18 protein-coding genes are annotated in these 17,341 nt (G+C 64.7%); 10 read left to right on the top strand and 8 right to left on the bottom strand.

Annotated elements, in window-relative coordinates; genetic code table 11:
- Positions 1 to 12 precede the first annotated feature (12 nt).
- Positions 13 to 1,710 carry an alpha/beta hydrolase family protein gene (locus AX672_RS06920; RefSeq protein WP_082730431.1) on the bottom strand — a complete coding sequence of 566 codons (1,698 nt, stop codon included), beginning with the start codon at positions 1,708 to 1,710 and terminating at the stop codon, positions 13 to 15.
- A gap of 70 nt (positions 1,711 to 1,780) precedes the next feature.
- Between AX672_RS06920 and AX672_RS06915 the strand changes: the two genes are divergently transcribed.
- Positions 1,781 to 2,479 (top strand): haloacid dehalogenase type II, encoded by a 699-nt coding sequence (locus tag AX672_RS06915; RefSeq protein ID WP_066650292.1) that lies wholly within the window; start codon positions 1,781 to 1,783, stop codon positions 2,477 to 2,479.
- Here the strand turns inward: AX672_RS06915 and AX672_RS06910 are convergent, their stop codons facing one another.
- The 3 genes from AX672_RS06910 to AX672_RS06900 are packed head-to-tail and all read right to left on the bottom strand — an operon-like array spanning position 2,480 to position 4,375.
- On the bottom strand, positions 2,480 to 2,923 hold the full coding sequence (locus tag AX672_RS06910; protein WP_066650289.1) for a DUF6623 family protein: 444 nt from the start codon (positions 2,921 to 2,923) through the stop codon (positions 2,480 to 2,482). It abuts the gene before it with no gap.
- A 24-nt stretch (positions 2,924 to 2,947) separates the two neighbouring features.
- Complete coding sequence (locus AX672_RS06905; protein ID WP_168727373.1) at positions 2,948 to 3,400, bottom strand: hypothetical protein; 453 nt, start codon at positions 3,398 to 3,400, stop codon at positions 2,948 to 2,950.
- Between the two features lie 12 nt (positions 3,401 to 3,412).
- On the bottom strand, positions 3,413 to 4,375 hold the full coding sequence (locus tag AX672_RS06900; RefSeq protein WP_202189265.1) for a DUF6623 family protein: 963 nt from the start codon (positions 4,373 to 4,375) through the stop codon (positions 3,413 to 3,415).
- Positions 4,376 to 4,688: 313 nt separating this feature from the next.
- Between AX672_RS06900 and AX672_RS06895 the strand changes: the two genes are divergently transcribed.
- Complete coding sequence (locus AX672_RS06895; protein WP_066650282.1) at positions 4,689 to 5,651, top strand: quinone oxidoreductase family protein; 963 nt, start codon at positions 4,689 to 4,691, stop codon at positions 5,649 to 5,651.
- 148 nt (positions 5,652 to 5,799) lie between these two features.
- Complete coding sequence (locus tag AX672_RS06890; protein ID WP_082730424.1) at positions 5,800 to 6,150, top strand: GIY-YIG nuclease family protein; 351 nt, start codon at positions 5,800 to 5,802, stop codon at positions 6,148 to 6,150.
- A gap of 194 nt (positions 6,151 to 6,344) precedes the next feature.
- Here AX672_RS06890 and AX672_RS06885 read toward each other — a convergent pair whose 3' ends face one another.
- Both AX672_RS06885 and AX672_RS06880 read right to left on the bottom strand, forming a co-directional pair.
- Complete coding sequence (locus AX672_RS06885) at positions 6,345 to 7,124, bottom strand: class II aldolase/adducin family protein (protein ID WP_066650280.1); 780 nt, start codon at positions 7,122 to 7,124, stop codon at positions 6,345 to 6,347.
- 12 nt (positions 7,125 to 7,136) lie between these two features.
- Positions 7,137 to 8,000 (bottom strand): HpcH/HpaI aldolase/citrate lyase family protein, encoded by an 864-nt coding sequence (locus tag AX672_RS06880; protein WP_066650278.1) that lies wholly within the window; start codon positions 7,998 to 8,000, stop codon positions 7,137 to 7,139.
- A 235-nt stretch (positions 8,001 to 8,235) separates the two neighbouring features.
- Between AX672_RS06880 and AX672_RS06875 the strand changes: the two genes are divergently transcribed.
- The 7 genes from AX672_RS06875 (at position 8,236) to AX672_RS06845 (ending at position 14,486) form a co-directional block, all read left to right on the top strand.
- Positions 8,236 to 9,420: an acyl-CoA dehydrogenase gene (locus AX672_RS06875; protein ID WP_066650276.1), complete on the top strand. Its 1,185-nt coding sequence runs from the start codon at positions 8,236 to 8,238 to the stop codon at positions 9,418 to 9,420.
- Positions 9,420 to 9,959 carry a GNAT family N-acetyltransferase gene (locus AX672_RS06870; RefSeq protein ID WP_066650267.1) on the top strand — a complete coding sequence of 180 codons (540 nt, stop codon included), beginning with the start codon at positions 9,420 to 9,422 and terminating at the stop codon, positions 9,957 to 9,959. Before AX672_RS06875 ends, AX672_RS06870 begins: the two co-directional genes overlap by 1 nt.
- The gene (locus tag AX672_RS06865) at positions 9,956 to 11,077 is read left to right on the top strand and encodes a CaiB/BaiF CoA transferase family protein (RefSeq protein ID WP_066650264.1); all 1,122 of its coding nucleotides are present in this window, start codon (positions 9,956 to 9,958) and stop codon (positions 11,075 to 11,077) included. Before AX672_RS06870 ends, AX672_RS06865 begins: the two co-directional genes overlap by 4 nt.
- The gene (locus AX672_RS06860) at positions 11,074 to 11,619 is read left to right on the top strand and encodes a (2Fe-2S)-binding protein (RefSeq protein ID WP_066650263.1); all 546 of its coding nucleotides are present in this window, start codon (positions 11,074 to 11,076) and stop codon (positions 11,617 to 11,619) included. The genes AX672_RS06865 and AX672_RS06860 overlap by 4 nt, the downstream gene beginning before the upstream one ends.
- A 110-nt stretch (positions 11,620 to 11,729) precedes the next feature.
- Positions 11,730 to 12,767: an RcnB family protein gene (locus tag AX672_RS06855; RefSeq protein ID WP_082730430.1), complete on the top strand. Its 1,038-nt coding sequence runs from the start codon at positions 11,730 to 11,732 to the stop codon at positions 12,765 to 12,767.
- Positions 12,768 to 12,848: 81 nt separating this feature from the next.
- Complete coding sequence (locus AX672_RS06850; protein ID WP_066650260.1) at positions 12,849 to 13,523, top strand: prolyl hydroxylase family protein; 675 nt, start codon at positions 12,849 to 12,851, stop codon at positions 13,521 to 13,523.
- A 48-nt stretch (positions 13,524 to 13,571) separates the two neighbouring features.
- Positions 13,572 to 14,486 carry a tetratricopeptide repeat protein gene (locus tag AX672_RS06845; protein WP_066650259.1) on the top strand — a complete coding sequence of 305 codons (915 nt, stop codon included), beginning with the start codon at positions 13,572 to 13,574 and terminating at the stop codon, positions 14,484 to 14,486.
- 87 nt (positions 14,487 to 14,573) lie between these two features.
- Here AX672_RS06845 and AX672_RS06840 read toward each other — a convergent pair whose 3' ends face one another.
- Together AX672_RS06840 and AX672_RS06835 are read right to left on the bottom strand one after the other, a co-directional pair.
- Positions 14,574 to 15,461, bottom strand: coding sequence for a hypothetical protein (locus AX672_RS06840; protein ID WP_066650257.1), 888 nt, complete (start codon positions 15,459 to 15,461; stop codon positions 14,574 to 14,576).
- 302 nt (positions 15,462 to 15,763) lie between these two features.
- Positions 15,764 to 17,209 carry a HEPN domain-containing protein gene (locus tag AX672_RS06835; protein ID WP_066650255.1) on the bottom strand — a complete coding sequence of 482 codons (1,446 nt, stop codon included), beginning with the start codon at positions 17,207 to 17,209 and terminating at the stop codon, positions 15,764 to 15,766.
- Positions 17,210 to 17,341 lie beyond the last annotated feature (132 nt).

Raw genomic sequence — 17,341 nt, 5'->3', positions numbered from 1 at the left:
TGGCAGCGCCCTTTACCAGCCCTGCGTCGCCGTCCCCGCCACGGTGTAGAGCGTCACCAGCAACCCGATCAGCACCGCGCCCGGCCGGTGGCTGCCGGTGCGCCGCCAAGTGAAGATGCCGATCGCGGCGATCACCGGCAGCAGCACGACGAACTGGATCGCGATCACCGTCGTCAGCGGGTCGAACGCGGTCGGCAATTGCCCGGTCGCGAAGAGCACGCCGTAATCGACCGCGAGCAGCAGCACGATGCCGAGCACCATCGCTGCCTTCGCCCAGCCATATTGCGCGAGCCAGCCGTCGCCCTTCACCGTCAGCCGTCCAGTCAGAGTCCGCATCGCCGCGACGAAGCCGAAAGTGATCGGCACGACGTAAATGGCCGCGATCAGCAATTGCTGCACGCTCGGCAGCTTGATGGCGACCACCCACAGCCGGAAATCGGTGACGAACAGCCGGTCGACGACCAGCAGCAGCGCATAGCCCGCCGCCGTGCTAAGCGCTGCAATCGCGATCGAGCGGCCCCAGTCCGACTGCGGCCCAACGCGCGCCCCGCGCCCGATCCAGTAACTGACCGCCGCCCCCACCAGAAGCCACAGCGCCACTTGCGTGCTCACCGTCTGCGGCAGCACCGGGTTGGGCTGCACCAGCAGGAACACCGCGATGAAGCAAGGGAAGAACGTCAGCATCGGCAGGAAAGCGGTCTGCAGGAAGGCGGTGCGCCACTTGCCGTCTCGCCGCGCGCTGCCCGCCACCGGCTCGGCGCGCAGACGTGCGAACGCCGGGACGCCGAGCAACAGGTCAAACGTGCCGAGCACTACCAGCACGAACCCGACCAAACCCAAACCAGTGCCCAGCTCTTTGCCGAACCAGATCTGATCGTCGGACGGGATCGGCTTGGCGCCTTTCAGCGTCACCGAGAACCAGTCGATCGCGCGCGCCACCGCCTCGGGCGAGATATGGTCGCCGGGATGCGTCACCGCCGGCGTCGCCAGCACCCGCGCGGTGCCATCGGCGATCGAGCCATAGAGCTTGCGCGGCACGATCGTCTCGGTCGTGCCGAACACGGCCTTCAGCTTGGCCGACGTGCCGATGTCGCGGGCCTTGTCGACGCCCCACATCAGCTTAGAGAATTCGTCATACTGGCTGAAGACGAGGCCGAGGTTGCGCGGCCAGTTCGGGCTGCCTTCCTTCGCAAAGGGCGCACCGGTCGACGACCCTTCGAGCAGGATCGCCTTGTAAGCATCGGGCATCGCGGCAGCGGCGGCGAGTACCGTCCAGCCGCCCATGCTGTGCCCCTCCAGCCCGATATTGGCGGTATCGACCATCGGCAGCGAGCGCAGATAGGCAAGCCCCGCCGGCCCGCCGAAACCATCGGCATAGGCCGGGCCGTCGCTATAGCCATGGCCGCGCTGGTCCATCGCCAGCACGACATAACCGCGCCGCGCGAATTCGATCGCAAAGGCATCCTGCGTCTCGCGTGAATTGATGTAGCCGTGGACCGCGAGGATGCCCGGCGCCTTGGCCTGTGCGCTCGCGCCCGGCGGCACATAGAGCAATGCGCTCATCGTCTTGCCGCCGGTGGCCGCGAAGCGGATATCGCGGACCGACACGCCGCCGCTGGTCTGCACCGAAGATGCCCAGAAGGCGCCGCCGATCGCCAGGATCAGTCCCAGCACCACCATCCACAGCCCGCCGCGCGGTGTCGTCGCCATCATCATCCCCCGTTGACCGCGCCCTTGGAAGCAGCGACGTGCCCTATGCACCACAGTTGGAGAGCCGATCATGTCCGAGGTCAAGGTTTTCGCGTTCGACGTATTCGGCACCGTCGTCGACTGGCGCACCAGCATCGCGCGCGAGGCCGCTCCCCTGCTAGTGGATACCGGCATCGATCCACACAGCTTCGCCGACCAGTGGCGCGCGCGCTACCAGCCCGCGATGGAGGCCTGCCGCAGCGGCGCGCGGCCCTATACGCGGCTCGATATCCTCAACCGCGAGACGCTCGACGATCTGCTCGCGGCACTTGGAGTAGACGTGGATGAGGCGACTCGCGCCGATCTGGCGATGGCGTGGCGGCGGCTCGATCCGTGGCCCGATGCGGTGGCGGGGCTGACGCGGATCAAGGCGCGCTCGCCGATCGTCACGCTCTCCAACGGCAATATCGCGCTGACGCTGGCAATGGCCCGGCGTGCGGGCCTTCCGTGGGACACGATCCTCGGCGCGGAGTCGACCGGCCTCTACAAGCCGCTGCCGGGCGCGTACCTCGGCACGGCAAACATTCTCGGCATCGCAGCCGGCGAACTCTGCCTCGTCGCCGCGCACCACAGCGACCTCGCCGCCGCCCGCGCGGTGGGGCTAAAGACCGCCTTCATCGCCCGCCCGATGGAATATGGCGGCGCCCCTGCCCCGGACGCGCATTTCGCGCAGGACTGGGAATGGTCGGCCACCAGCATCACCGATCTGGCGAGCCAGCTCGGCGCCTGATCAGGGCAGGAAATCGACCCCGGCGGCGGCGAATTCCATCGTGTTCGCAGCATCGGTCGCGCCGGTGAAGCGCACCCCGACCGTCACCCCCACGCCCCAGAATACTTCGGGCTTGTTGGGCAAGGTGAAGCGCTGAAACCCCAGCGCATTGGGCGACAGATTGAGATTGTCGGCGGCAAACACCCGGTTCTCGCCGTCGAAGACATGGACGTTGGTCACGTCCGCCAGCGTCGAGCCCGAGCGGAAGCGCAGCATCGCCGAATCGATCCGCAGCCGGTTGTCGTTGACGATCACCGATGTCGGGATCGCGAAGTGAAACCAGTTGGTGCTGTTCTTCCGGCCCACCACGCGGATGAAAAATCCGGCGCGCCATTCCGACACGAGGTTCGCGGGAACCTCGACGGCCATGCTGTGGCCATGCGCCCACATTGCTTGTTCGAGCATGATCTGCCTCCCTCCAAATTGCGATCAGTTGATGTTGTCGAGCTTCTGCCGCGCGAGCGCCTTGAGCTCGGGAATGGCGCTACGGGTCTCGAGGTCGCGCAGCCGCTGCTGCAATTGCGGCGTCGGCGCATCGATCGCGCGGATCACCATTTTCGATATGCTCGGATTCTGGTCCTGGATCAGCGTGTCGGCAACTTGCGCGCGCGCCAGCGTCGGCAGGTTCTGGAGCGCGGTCGCCGACGCGACACGGAGCAGCTCGTTGCCGCTCTTGGCCGCGCGCGCGACGATCTGATGCGCGGCGTCTTCCTTGAGCAGGCTGGCGACGTAGATCGCTTTGCTCGCAAGCGCCACGTCGCCCCCGTCGGCCAGCGCCTGCAGCCGGGGAATGTCGGCGGCCGTCAGCTGGACGACGATCACGCCGTACTGCGGCTCTTCATTGCCCAGCGCGAATTTCAGTTCCTCATCGGTCATCGGCATGGCGGCGGCCCCTTATGGATTTACGGTGAGCGGGCTGTTGTTCATCGTCGTGATCTCGCTCGCGGCGAGATCGGGCGGCGGATTGGTGATGTTGCTGGTGCCGTTGCCCGTCATCAGCCGGTCGTTGTTATTGACGTGCGACAGGCCGAGCACATGGCCAACCTCATGCCCCATCGTCCAGCGTGAGGCGATGCTCGCGACGACGGCGCCGGGCCGCCCATTGGGGTGCGCGGCGCAACCGTTGAGCACCGGATTGGTGCCCTGGACGAAGTAAACGACGACATCGTTCGCGCCGACATTGTTGCGGTTGCCGAACAGCGTGTTCTGCTCGGCCGTCGTATTGCCGCGCGTGCACGATCCGACGTCGCAGATGTTGAGCAGCGGCAGGTTGAGGTTCTCGGTGCTCGCGCGCACCACCCGGAACCCTGCGGGCTCATAGACCGAGCGCATCGACGCCAGCATCGTGTCGATCGGAATCGTCGGCGTCGCCAGGATCTTCAGGTGCAGCCGGATCGTCTGGTAGAGATTGAAGTCGATCCCGACCGAGGCAAACTCGATCGTGCGCTGCGCATCCGTCCCGCCGCCGAAGCGCACGCCGACGGTGACGCCGGTGCCCCACAGCACATCGGGCTTGCCGGGCACGTCGAAGCGCTGGAATGCGAAATTGGTGAGCGGGCTGAGCGCGAGGCCGTCGTGCGCGGCAATGCGGTTCTCGCCGTCGAAGACATGGACGTTGGTGACGGCAGCGTTGCTCGACCCGCTACGGTACCGCAGCATCGCCGAGTCGACCATCAGCCGCTTGTCCTTGACGATCACGGGCGTGGGCACGTGGAAGTGGAACCAGTTGGTCGTGTTCGGCTTGCCGACCACGCGGATGAAGAACCCCGCGCGCCAGGTGCTGGCGATCGCGCCGGGGTTTTCGATATCCATGCTGTGGCCATGAATCCACATGGCCTTCTTCAATATCCCCGCCATGGCAAATCCCCATCCTGTCGATTCGAGATCGATTTTGCTCGACTACAATAATGTTGCCGAGGAGCTATCTTCACTACGACTCGGCTTGTGAGTTGGATGATGATCCTGTGTTGGATTACTGTCGAGCTCTATTGATCGTTTACTGGACGTTAACTATCGCAATAATGATGTGTCATTTGCATTTAGCATGTCGATTGATGCGCTCGGCGCCGTTCGTCGTGCGCACAGCACCGTTCGGCGCTGCCACCGCACCGCTTGCCATCGGCGATGCGACAGGCGCAGATACGCGCAAACCAAAGACAGGAGCGGACATATGAAAGCAGCGGTCTATTATACCAACGGCGATCCCAGCGTGCTGGTGTATGAGGACGTGCCCGATCCCCTCTGCCACCCCAAGGGCGTCGTCATCCGCGTCGAGGCGGTCAGCATCGAGGGCGGCGACACGCTCAATCGCTGGCGCGGGCCGCTCGTCACCACGCCGCACATCGTCGGCTATCAGGCAGCGGGCGAGATCGTCGAGGTCGGCGCCGAAGTATCGCATCTGAAGATCGGCGACCGGGTCGCGACGGTCGACGCCTTCGGCTCCCATGCCGAACTGCGTCCGGTGCCGGCACGCAATTGCTGGCCGATCCCCGCCGGCCTCGATCTCGCCAAGGCAGCCGTCGTGCCGGTCGCCTTCGGGACGGCGCATGAATGCCTGTTCGGGCGCGGCGGGCTGAAAGCGGGCGAAGTCGCGCTGATTCAGGCCGGCGCGAGCGGCGTCGGCATCGCCGCGATCCAGCTCGCCAAGCAAGCGGGTGCGACGGTGATTGCGACTGCCTCAAGCGACGAACGGCTCGATCGGCTGAAAGCTTACGGCCTCGACCACGGCATCAACTACAAGCGCGACGAGGTCGCGGCCGAAGTCCGGCGGCTCACCCGCGGCAAGGGCGCCGATGTCGTGGTGGATCCGGTCGGCGGCACGACGCTCCAAGGCTCGATCGACGCGCTCGCCTATCGGGGGCGGCTGTCGATGGTCGGCGCGGCCGGGCGCGAGGCAATGAAGGTCGACGTCGCCTCGCTGATGGGCGGCAACCGGACTTTGGGCGGGGTGTTCCTGGGCGCGGAGATCATGACCGACCGGGTGCACGACATGATCCAGGGGCTGATCGAGGATGTCGCCGCTGGAAAGCTGGAAGTGGTGATCGACCGCCGGTTTGCACTGTCCGAGGCAGCCGAAGCGCATGCGTACATCGAGAGTCGGCAGGCCGTGGGGCGGGTGGTTTTGGTGCCTTGAGGGATGGGTGGGCTGCGACCGGTGGTTGGCGGTCGCGCTGCTTTTAGCCGTCGTTGTGCCTGACCCATCCCGTCCCTTTTGGCTCGTCGCCCCGTGCTTGACACGGGGCTAGGCTTTTCTTCCGGGCTACCGCTTGCGACAAAACGACATGGCGAAAGGCGGGTGGGTCTACATTACCGCGAACCGGTATCGCGGGGGAATGTATGTCGGCGTGTCAGCCGACGTCATCAGGCGCGTCTATCAGCATCGCGAAGGAGCCGGGTCGACTCATGTGCGCGACTTCGGCAAGACGCGGGTCGTCTATGTCGAGTTCCACGCCGAGATCGAGGCTGCGATCGCTCGCGAGAAACTGCTGAAGAAATGGCGGCGCGAATGGAAGTTCGCACTGATCGAGGCGGATAATCCGGCGTGGCTCGACCTCTGGGATCAATGGTTCGCCGGTGGCATCGACGAGAAAAGCCCAGCCCCGTGTCAAGCACGGGGCGACGGTGGACTTTGAGGGTCGTTCCGTACTCAATGAACGACAGCAACTGGGGCGAAAGCCGACGTGCCCCATTGTCGTCACCCCGGCCTCGTGCCGGGGCCCACCGGGCATCAGGCGATGCACTTTCCGCTCAAGCTACATCGCTTGCGGCACCGTGGGCCCCGGCACAAGGCCGGGGTGACGGTTGCGGGTGTGGGGAAAGCTATCCCCTACTCCGCATAACCCGGATTATGCCGGTCCAACTTCCGCAGCAGCGCCGGCCAGGCCAGCCCCTGCGCGAGCATTGCCATCCCGGCGCCGCTCGATTGTTCCTCGACCTTGCCTTCGACGCCCTGCGGCGGGTTGTGCAACCCCGACCGCCCCGCGCTCAGCATATGCACCTGCGCTTCGCACGCGCGCTCCAAGAAATAGAGCCGCAGGAATGCCTGCGCGACCGTCGCGCCCACCGCCAAGGTGCCGTGGTTGCGCAGGATCATCGTGTTCTTGCTGCCGAGGTCCTCGACCAGCCGCTCGCGTTCCTCGAGTTCGGTCGCGATGCCCTCATATTCGTGATACGCCACGTCATGCCCGGCGATCATCGATGTCTGGGTGTGCGGCAGCAGCCCTTCGGCCATTGCCGACACGGCCTGACCATAGGGCGTGTGCAGGTGCATCACCGATGCGGCATCCTCGCGCGCCATATGGATCGCCGAATGGATCACGAAGCCCGCGCGGTTTACCGGGGCGGGCGTGTCGTCGACCTTGTTGCCGTCGACGTCGATCTTGACCAGCGCCGACGCGGTCATTTCCTCGAACATATGCGTGTAGGGATTGATCAGGAAATGATGCTCGGGGCCCGGCACCCGCGCTGACAGATGGGTGAAGATCAGGTCGTCCCAGCCGTACATCGCGACCAGCCGGTAAGCGGCGGCGAGGTCGACGCGCGCCTGCCATTCCTCGGGCGAGCAGCGGTCGCGGAGCGTTTCGGCGGGCTTGAGCGCAGTGGCCATCGTAGACGTCTCCTAATCCTGTTTTGCGCCAGCATAGGCCGAATTGGCCGCCGCGAAAAGCGCGAGCGTGCGCTGCGCTTCGTTCAGGTGCAAACGCTCGACCATCCTCCCGTCGAGCCGGATCGCGCCTTCGCCTGCATGCTCCGGCAGGTCGAACGCGGCAACGATCGCGCGGGCGCGCGCGACCTGGTCGGCGCTCGGCGTGAAGACGCCGTTGCACGCCATGATCTGCGCAGGGTGGATCAGCGTCTTCCCGTCGAAGCCCATATCGCGGCCCTGCTCTGCCTCGGCAAGAAAGGCTTCGACATCGCTGAAATCGTTGCGCACGCCGTCGAGCACCGCCAGCCCGCTCGCCCGCGCCGCCGCGACCGCGAGGGTGAGGATCGGGAGCAGCGGCGCGCGCCCGGCGCAGCGCATCTCGAGCGCAAGGTCGTTGGTGCCGATCACGAGCGCGCCGCCCGCGCCGACCGCATCGGCAATCGGCTGGAGGTTCGCGACTGCGCGCGCGGTCTCGATCATCACCCATAGCTTCTGCCCGCCCAGCCGCTCGCGGTAGCGCGCGACATCAGCGGCGGTCTCGATCTTGGGGGCGAGCACCGCGTCGATCCCCAAGCTCGCCGCGGCGACCAGATCGGCCTCGCCCCATGCCGTATCGAGCGCGTTCACCCGCAGCACGGTCAGCCGCTCGCCGAAGCCGCCGGTATCGAAGGCGAGCACTGCCGCCGCGCGTGCCTCGACCTTGGCTTCGGGAGCGACCGCGTCTTCGAGATCGAGGATCACCGCATCGCACGGCAACCCCCGCGCCTTTTCGATCGCGCGCGGGTTGGACGCGGGGAGGTAGAGCGCGGAGCGGCAGGGGCGGATGGGCTGAGTCATGACCGTCCTTTAGAACCTGTCGCGCCAAGATGCAGCCATATGCATTCGTCATCCCCGCGAAGGCGGGGATCCATAGCCGCCGAACTTCGAGAGTCTCTCGGACCTCGGCCAGAATGGATTCCCGCCTTCGCGGGAATGACGATCAGCCGTCAAAGGGACGCGGCCCAAAGGACAGGGCTGGACAAATCACGCGGTTGCGCGGAATCGGAAAGCAGCACGCAGAGGAGCACGAAAAATGTCCGGCATGAGCAGGTTCGATTGGGCCGATCCCTTCTTCATCGACGATCAGCTCGATGACGAGGAACGCGCCGTCCGCGATACGGCGGCTGCCTATGCGCAGGACAAGCTGGCGCCGCGCATCATCGATGCGTTCCAGCACGAAACCACCGATCCCGAAATCTTCCGCGAAATGGGCGCGCTCGGGCTGCTCGGGCCGACGATCCCGGCCGAATATGGCGGCGTCGGTGCGTCCTATGTCAGCTACGGCCTCGTCGCGCGCGAAGTCGAGCGGATCGACTCGGGCTATCGATCGATGATGAGCGTCCAGTCGAGCCTCGTGATGTTCCCGATCTACGAATATGGATCGGAAGAACAGCGCCACAAATATCTGCCCAAGCTCGCGACCGGCGAGTGGATCGGCTGCTTCGGTCTGACCGAGCCCGATGCCGGCTCCGACCCCGGCGGCATGCTGACCAAGGCGGAGAAGATCGACGGCGGCTATCGCATCTCGGGCGCCAAGACCTGGATTTCCAATTCGCCGATCGCCGACGTATTCGTCGTCTGGGCGAAGAGCGACGCGCACGGCGGTGGCATTCGCGGCTTCATCCTCGAAAAGGGCATGAAGGGCCTCGCCACGCCCAAGATCGAGGGCAAGCTCTCCTTGCGCGCGTCGATCACCGGCATGATCCAGATGGACGGCGTCGAAGTCGGCGAGGACGCGCTGCTGCCCAATGTGCAGGGGCTGAAGGGGCCGTTCGGCTGCCTCAACCGCGCGCGTTACGGGATCAGCTGGGGCGCGATGGGCGCGGCGGAGTTCTGCTACCACGCCGCGCGCCAGTATGGCCTCGACCGCAAGCAGTTCGGGCGGCCGCTGGCGGGCACGCAACTCTATCAGAAGAAGCTCGCCGACATGGCCAGCGAGATCGCGCTGGGCTTGCAGGCGAGCTTGCGCGTCGGGCGACTGATGGACGCGCATAAGTTCGCGCCCGAGATGATCTCGATCGTCAAGCGCAACAATGTCGGCAAGGCGCTCGACATTGCCCGCGCCGCCCGTGACATGCATGGCGGCAACGGCATTTCGGCCGAATATCAAGTGATGCGCCACCTGATGAACCTCGAAACGGTCAACACCTATGAAGGCGCGCACGACGTGCATGCGCTGATCCTCGGCCGCGCGATCACGGGGATTGCTGCCTTCTGATGGTTGAGACGGCCGAATTTGACGCGCAGCCGACGCTGACCGGCGCCACCGTCACGCTGTCGCCGCTGCGCGCGGCGGATTGGGATGCGCTGTTCGCGGTCGCCGCCGATCCGCTGATCTGGGAAGTGCATCCCGCGCATGATCGCTGGCAGGAAGCGGTGTTCCGCCGCTTCTTCGCCGATGCGATGGCGTCGGGCGGGTGCCTCGTGATCCGCGACAATGCGACCGGTGCCGTCATCGGCTCCAGCCGGTACGACCGCAGCCGGGTCGAGCCGGGCGAAGTCGAGATTGGCTGGACCTTCCTGGCGCGTGCTTACTGGGGCGGGATCACCAACCGCGAGATCAAGACGCTGATGGTCGGCCACGCGCTGCGCTGGTTCGATGCGGCGGTGTTTTACGTCGGCAAGGGCAACATCCGCTCGCGCCGCGCGATGGAGAAGATCGGCGGCGTGCTGCTCCCCGATCGCACGATCGACTTCGACATGGCGGGCGTGCCGACGCCGCACGTGGTCTACGCCATCCGCGAGCCGCTTGCATGAGTCCTCGCCCGCTCGCCGGGATCAGGGTGGTCGAACTCGCGCGTATTCTCGCGGGGCCGTGGTGCGGGCAATTGCTCGCCGATCTCGGCGCCGAGGTGGTCAAGGTCGAGCGCCCCGGTGCGGGCGACGACACCCGCCACTGGGGGCCGCCGTTCATGATCGCGCCCGACGGCACCAATCTCGACGCTGCCTATTACCACTCGACCAATCGCGGCAAGCGCTCGGTCGCAATCGACATCGCCACGCCCGAGGGTCAGGCGCAGGTGCGCGACCTGATCGCCGATGCGGATGTCGTGATCGAGAATTACAAGGTCGGCGGGCTCGCCAAATACGGCCTCGACCATGCAAGCCTCAGCGCCGCCTACCCTCGCCTGATCACCTGCTCGATCACCGGTTTTGGCCAGACCGGGCCCTATGCGCACCGCGCGGGCTATGACTTCATCATTCAGGGCATGGGCGGCATCATGTCGATGACCGGCGAGCCCGATGGCGCGCCGCAGAAGTCTGGCATTGCCTATGCCGACATCTTCACCGGGGTCTATTCGGCCGTCGCGATCCTCGCCGCTTTGCGCCAGCGCGATGCAACCGGCCGGGGCGCGCATATCGACATGGCGCTGCTCGACGCTCAGGTCGCGGTGCTCGCCAACCAGGCGCTCAACTGGATGGCGAGCGGAGTCGTGCCGCACCGCATGGGCAATGGCCACGCCAACCTCGCACCCTATCAGGCGTTCGCCTGCGCCGATGGCGAGCTGATCGTCGCGGTCGGCAACGACGGCCAGTTCCGCAAATTGTGCGAAGTGCTGGCGCTGCCGCTTGCCGACGACCCCCGCTTCGCGACCAACCCCGAGCGCGTGCGCAATCGCGCGGCGTTGATCGCCGCACTCACCGCCGTGATCGTTACCTGGCGAAAGGCCGATCTCTACGAAGCGCTCGAAGCCGCGGGCGTCCCCGCCGGGCCGATCAACACCGTCGCGGAGGTCTTCGCCGACCCGCAAGTGACCGCACGCGGGATGGCGATCGCGCGCGACGGCATCCCCGGCGTCGCCAGCCCGATCGTCATCGACGGGGAACGCATGGTCTCAGATACCGCCAGCCCGCAACGCCCGTTCGCGCCATGACCAAATTCACCGTCAACAATCAGCCGATCGAATATCGGATGGACCCCAAGACTCCGCTGCTCTGGGCGCTGCGCGATGCCTCCAACCTGACCGGCACCAAATATGGCTGCGGCACCGGGCACTGCGGCACCTGCACGGTCGATGTCGACGGCAATGCCGTGCGGTCATGCCAGGTCGCGATCGGCAGCCTCGAAGGGGCGTTCGTCACCACGATCGAAGGGCTGTCGCGCGAGCGCGAACATCCGGTGCAGCAGGCGTGGATCGCCAAGAACGTGCCGCAATGCGGCTTCTGCATCCCCGGCATGATCATGGCCGCCGCCGTGCTGATCAAGAAGAACCGCAACCCGTCGGAAGAAGACATTGAGGCGGCGATCACCAATATCTGTCGCTGCGGCGTCTATCCGCGCGTGATCGAAGCGGTACAGCTCGCCGCGCGCATCCAGCGCGGCGACGAAACAGTTGTCGGCCCGCCCCGCCCCGGCATCGAGCCCGCCGATGCCGCGCGGATCGTCCCCGCGCTGACGCCGCCGGATAAGAAATAAGCTTTCAATTGGCTGTCACGCCAATTCAGAAACCGCTCATCGCGCGCGGCGCAAAAGCATGTCATCGTCGCCACCGGCCCATCGGAACGACGCCTGTTTGGAGGGACATGATGCGTAAGTCGTTTATGGTCGGCCTGCTGGCCGCAGTGGCATTGCTGCCGGGTGCCGCGCTTGCTCAGGAGGAGCCGCAGCTGCGCGGGCGCGGGCAATTCCAGCGCAACGAAAACGGCCCGCGCTTTCAGCCGTCCGAATCGCGCCAGTCGCGCGATTTCCGGGGGCCGCCGCAGTTTCAGGCCCAGCCGCAAGCGCAGCCGCAGTTTCAGCGGCCCGATCGTGCGTTCAACCCGCAACAGCCGCCGCAATTCAACCGGCCCGATCGCCGCTTCAACCAGCCGCGCGCCGATGTGCCGCAGGTAACGATCGACCGGCCCCAGCGCAATGTCACGCCGCCCGCCTTTCAGGGACAACCGCAGGTGCAGGACCAGCCGCGCCCGAACCGGCCCGACTGGCGCCAGAATCGCGGCAATTTCGGTGGCGTCGCCCCTGCCCCGCAATTCCGCGACCAGCGTCCCGATTTCCGCGCTGATCGTCGCGATGATCGGCAGGACTTCCGCAACGACCGCCGCGACCAGCGCCCGGATTTCCGTGCCGACCGCCGCGACGATCGCCAGGACTTCCGCAACGATCGCCGCGATGACCGGCAGGACTTCCGCCGCGATTTCCGGGGCGACCAGCGCTATGGCTTCCAGGGCAACTTCCGGCAGGATTTCCGTGGCGCCTACCGCAACCAGCCGAACTATCGCGGCAACGGGTTCTATTCGAACGGCTATCGCGGCGCGTGGAACCGCGACTGGCGGCGCGACAACCGCTGGAACTGGCAGAGCTATCGCAATTACAACCGCGATGTCTTCCGCCTGCCGCGCTATTACGCGCCCTATGGCTGGAGCTTTGGCTATCGGCGGTTCGCGATCGGCTACACGCTGAACAGCATCCTGTTCGACCAGCGTTACTGGATCAGCGATCCCTATTTTTATCGCCTGCCCGAAGCCTATTATCCCTATGAATGGGTCCGCTATTATGACGACGCGCTGCTCGTCGACGTCGAGACGGGCGAAGTGATCGATGTGGTGTACGGCATCTTCTACTGATGCCGTGACGTGAACGGACAAGGCCCGGCGACACCCCCGCCGGGCCTTGCTTTTTGATCGGGCGACGGCAGAGTCGCGCCCGTGTTCAGTCGCTTCAGGAAATCGTCCCCAGCCTCGCCGCTGCGCGCCGGGATCGGCGCATCGGTCGCCGCCTCGCTTGCCGCCAATCCGCGCGCGGTGCCGATCGCAGTCGATGGCGTGCAGGCGTACCGCATCGACGACTTTCTCGACGCCGCCACCTGCAAGCGGCTGATCGCGCGGATCGACGCGGGGCGGCGGCCCTCTACTCTGCTCAGCGACCACCCCGAGGAGAATTTCCGCACCAGCGAAAGCTGCGACCTCGAACGCTGGGCCGATGACATTCGCCCGGTCGATGAAGGCATTGCCGCGCTGCTCGGCCAGCCGCCCGAAAATGGTGAGACGATTCAAGGCCAGCGTTATGCCCCGGGTCAGCATTTCCGCGCGCACCACGATTATTTCTTCGAAACCCAATCCTATTGGCAAAAGGTGCGCGAACAGGGCGGCCAGCGGACGTGGACCGCGATGGTCTATCTGAACGATGTAGAGGAAGGCGGCGCGACCTGGTTCCCGCAGGCCGGTTTCCGCGTTGCGCCCAAGCGCGGGCTGCTGCTCGCGTGGAACAACATGGCGGCAGACGGCAGCCCGAATGTGCTCACGCTCCACGAAGGCATGCCAGTGGTGCGCGGCGTAAAGTACATCATCACAAAATGGTTCCGCGAACGCAGTTGGCTGTAGCGCGCAACCGCGCTAACTTCTCGCCAACATTGGCAAAAGGGGGACGTCATGGGGCGATTCAGGTCGTGGCAGCTGGTGGCCGTCGGGGCGCTGGCGCTGAGCGGCGCGGCGCTGGCCGAAAGCGTGCAGATCACCGGGCGCTTCCCCGCCGATTACCGCGAGCCGAGCTTCCTGAAGCGGATGGGCGTCGATCGCATCGACGGGCCTGACGGGCGGATGCTGGGCTATGCGCTCGAACGCGCGATCGGCAACCGTGGCCATTACAGCGTGGTCGCCGGCGGCGGGAATGTCGACGGCATCCTGTCGGGCTTCGTCTCCACCGAAATCAACGAATCGCGCGTAACGCAGGAGCGCGAGGAGTGCGTCGAAAAGACCAAGGACAATTTCGGCCGCGAGCAATGCGCGCGCAAGGAAAAGCGGACGATATATTGCCGCCAGCGTACGATCGACGTCGCCGCCGACCTGCGCATCGCCCGCGCGAACGACGGCCGCGTCGTCTATTCGACGCGCAAGCCGCGCCGCAACGCGGTGACCTGGTGCCCCAATCAGAGCGCACCGGGCCCGGTCGACGGCGTGGTGCGCGGCATGACCGATTCGATCGCCGAGGAGATCGCGCGCGAAATCTCCCCCCGCACCGAAACCTATGCCCCGCGCTTTTATGAAAGCCGCGACGGGCTGCCGAAGGACTATCACGACCGCTTCAAGGCGGCGATCCGCCGCACGCAGGGCGACCTGCCCGGCGCCTGTGCGGAACTCGCCGCGATCGATCAGGCCGCGCCGCAATTCGCGGTCGCCTATGACGTCGGCATCTGCGCCGAAGCGCGCGGCGATTACGAAGCCGCGATCGAAGCCTATCGCCGCGCGGCAACGCTCCGCCCGCGCGACACGGCGGACTTCAACACCGGCATCGACCGAGTGCGCAAGCTGATCGTCCAGCGCGACGATGAGCGGGCTCGGCGGTGAGGGGAAGCTGACGTTGCGAGCTGGTATGACCGGGTGATCTGTCGGTCGCTCAGCCGACCGTGCATCACCCCCTCGCGGTATCGGCGCTTACTTCTTGACCACCGGCGTGATTTCCAGCCCGCCCGGCTCGACGATATTCACGCCCGAGAAAACGAAGAGCCCGCCGCGAAACTCGATCAGACTGTAATCCTTGTAACGCCCCAGATCGAACCCCCGCCACTTCAACGGTTTGCCGACAAACGGAAGCAAGCCGTTGGTGTCGACCTTGGCATCGTTGTTCCGGGGAAAGGGCTGCGAACGATCCAGCAGCATCACGTTCACCGCCGTATCGAGTTCGCTCGTCAGCAGTTCTTTCAGACCGGCACCATTGTTTTCGGTCAGGCTCGCCAGCGGCAGCGCCTTCCCCTCACAGCAGAAATATTTGATCGTCTTGCCCGAGTCGGTGCCGGTCGCGATTTTTGTCTTCAGCACGACGAAGGGGCGAACATCATTGGTCTTTTTGACAAAGGTCAGCACGACATAGGGGGTCACGGTCATCGTACTGCCACCCGGCTGCGGCGTCAGCGTATAGGCTGTCCGGAACTGGTCGGTCGCCATGATCCGGTTAGTCGCCTCGATCGCCTGCGCCCGGACGTCGAAGCGCAGGTCATCCTCGACATTGCGAACCTTGCCGGTGGTGGTTTCGGTACTGATCGAGCTCTGCACCAGCATGCCGACCACACCGAACAAAATCCCCAAGCCGCCGCCGCCCTGATAGCCGGACACGACGACGTTGCTGTCGGGGATGCGATGCACGCCCATCGGCAGGTCGCTCATCCCGTTGGCGCCTTTTTCGGAAAAGACGATAGCGGTCGGGGCGGTTGGGACGGCCGATGCAGCGGCCGCAGGCGCGGCCGCCTTGTCTTGCGCGGCCCCCGCCTGCGGCATCAACGCAATTGCGCCCGCGACCATCGTGAGAGTGACCGTCCGCTTCATCGCCTTAACCCCCCTGAACCCTGATCCGCGATGCCGCCCCCGGGCTTTTCCGCGACCCTAGAATCAAGAGCTAGCTGAAGGTTTTAGCCAAAACAATCCTGTAGACGGTGCGTAGTGGTGCGGTGCGCGCGATGGTGCATGCGGGGGCGACCGTTGCCCAGTGTTCGAGCAGATCACGCCATCCCTGCGGGGTGTTGGGGTGTTGTGAGGGGTGTGCCTTAGGGGATGTTGGCCGCCCCCTAAAACCGACGCTTCGGCTCCAATCCGGAGAAGCAATGCAAATCAACCCGTCGACGCGCCCCTCAAACTGGTCGGTCTGCCTTCGCCCAAAGCTGCGCGAACTCGTGATGCCGTTGGAGGAGAGGCTTGATATCGTCGGCTGCGATCCCGAGGCGCTGGAGGAAAAGCAGGGTCAACAAGAGCACGACACGCCGGGTCGCCCAATACATCTCCTCCCCATCCAGAGTCCGCAGAGTGAGTTCCTCAGAGAAATGGGTATAGTAGTTGCGCGTATCGACGAGCTTACGCAAGAACTTGCCGTTGAAGCCTCCCGGCGCCTCGCCAAAGGCGTCGGTCAGCGAGGCTACAATCGACCTCAGGCGCTGTTTAAGGCTTGGCTCATTGGCGAAGCGATAGAGAGATTCGAGCTTTTCGCGCATGTCGGGCGCGGTGTCGCGTGGGATTGCTGCCACCATCGCCTCAGCGAACTCCGCGAATTTGTGCTCGGGAATGACAGTCTCGACGCTGGTGCGTCGATGAAACACCTCAAGCGCCTGGATCGCGAGCAGGAGCCAGATGTTCGTGAAGATCATTCGTTCTCCGGTGATCGTGAAAAATAGGCGCAACGCTGGGTCGAACACAGCAAACTGGTCGAACCATAGTTGCACGGCCTGCGGATTGAACCGAACAAGCTCAAGACCGGTCACGATCGGTGTGCGACGTTTAGGCTTGGCGTCATTGCGCGTTTCGCCGTGAATCATGCGCGCGTAGAAGTGCGCTTCGGTAGGCCGCGTCCCGCCCCCATCCAGTTCCACATCGGGGCCACGCAGTTCCAGCGAGGTGAGCGGAAGGAAATGACCTGTGCACAGGGAGGCCAACTCTTGGATACGGACGGCTCGATCGAGATGCCAACTGAGTGATTCGGGCTTCCGTGGCGTGATTGCCATTTGGCTGGGGGCGTCGATTAAAAACCGGGTTGATTGATCGTTGTTGCGATACAGGTTCCCAATCGAACTCACCTCAAAATCGGTGTGCGATGCAAAGGCTGTTTCCTGAGGAATCTCGGCAAGGACGGACAGCGTCCTCGTATCGATGTCGAACGTATCAGTGAAAGGGCTGTGCTCAAGCCACGTTTCAATTTCGTCAAACCGGAAATAGGACTTATCGAAGATGGCCTCATCGTCAGCAGAATTGATGTGCGCGCCGATCACTAGCAAGTTCGCCCACCAGGTTTCGTGAGGGATACCCGGCATATGGAGGTGTCTGCTAGTATCGAAGGCTTGCAAAAGGCTGATGGGTTTGCCTTTGGTCGTCACACCATGAATGACGACTTGGTCGTTGCGCACGCCCCCGAAAGCTCGTTTCACCGCTTCATGGAATTCGCCGAAGATCCCGAGTAGCTTTAGCACTGCGCCGCTCTCAGGGTCATAGCTAAGAGTGCCAGGAACCTTGTCCTCGCGCTTTTCGGGAAACCAAAAGAGCCCCTGTTCGGTGAAGCTGTCGTAAATCCCGTGCGGTTGCCCAACCATAGCTTCATTCCCTGTATTGTCCGAGACGCATTGTCTTTCCGTCGCCGCGCCATTTTCGTTATCCTTACATTAGCGGAGCTGACAATTGTTGCTTCGACCAAGTTCGGCTGCGACAGTTAACCAGTTCCGCCC

The sequence above is a fragment of the Sphingomonas sp. CCH10-B3 genome (assembly GCF_001556185.1).
Classification (GTDB): Bacteria; Pseudomonadota; Alphaproteobacteria; order Sphingomonadales; family Sphingomonadaceae; genus Sphingomonas; species Sphingomonas aquatica.
The sequence above is the reverse complement of the archived record's forward strand: the minus strand, read 5'-3'. Positions and strand labels throughout refer to the sequence as shown.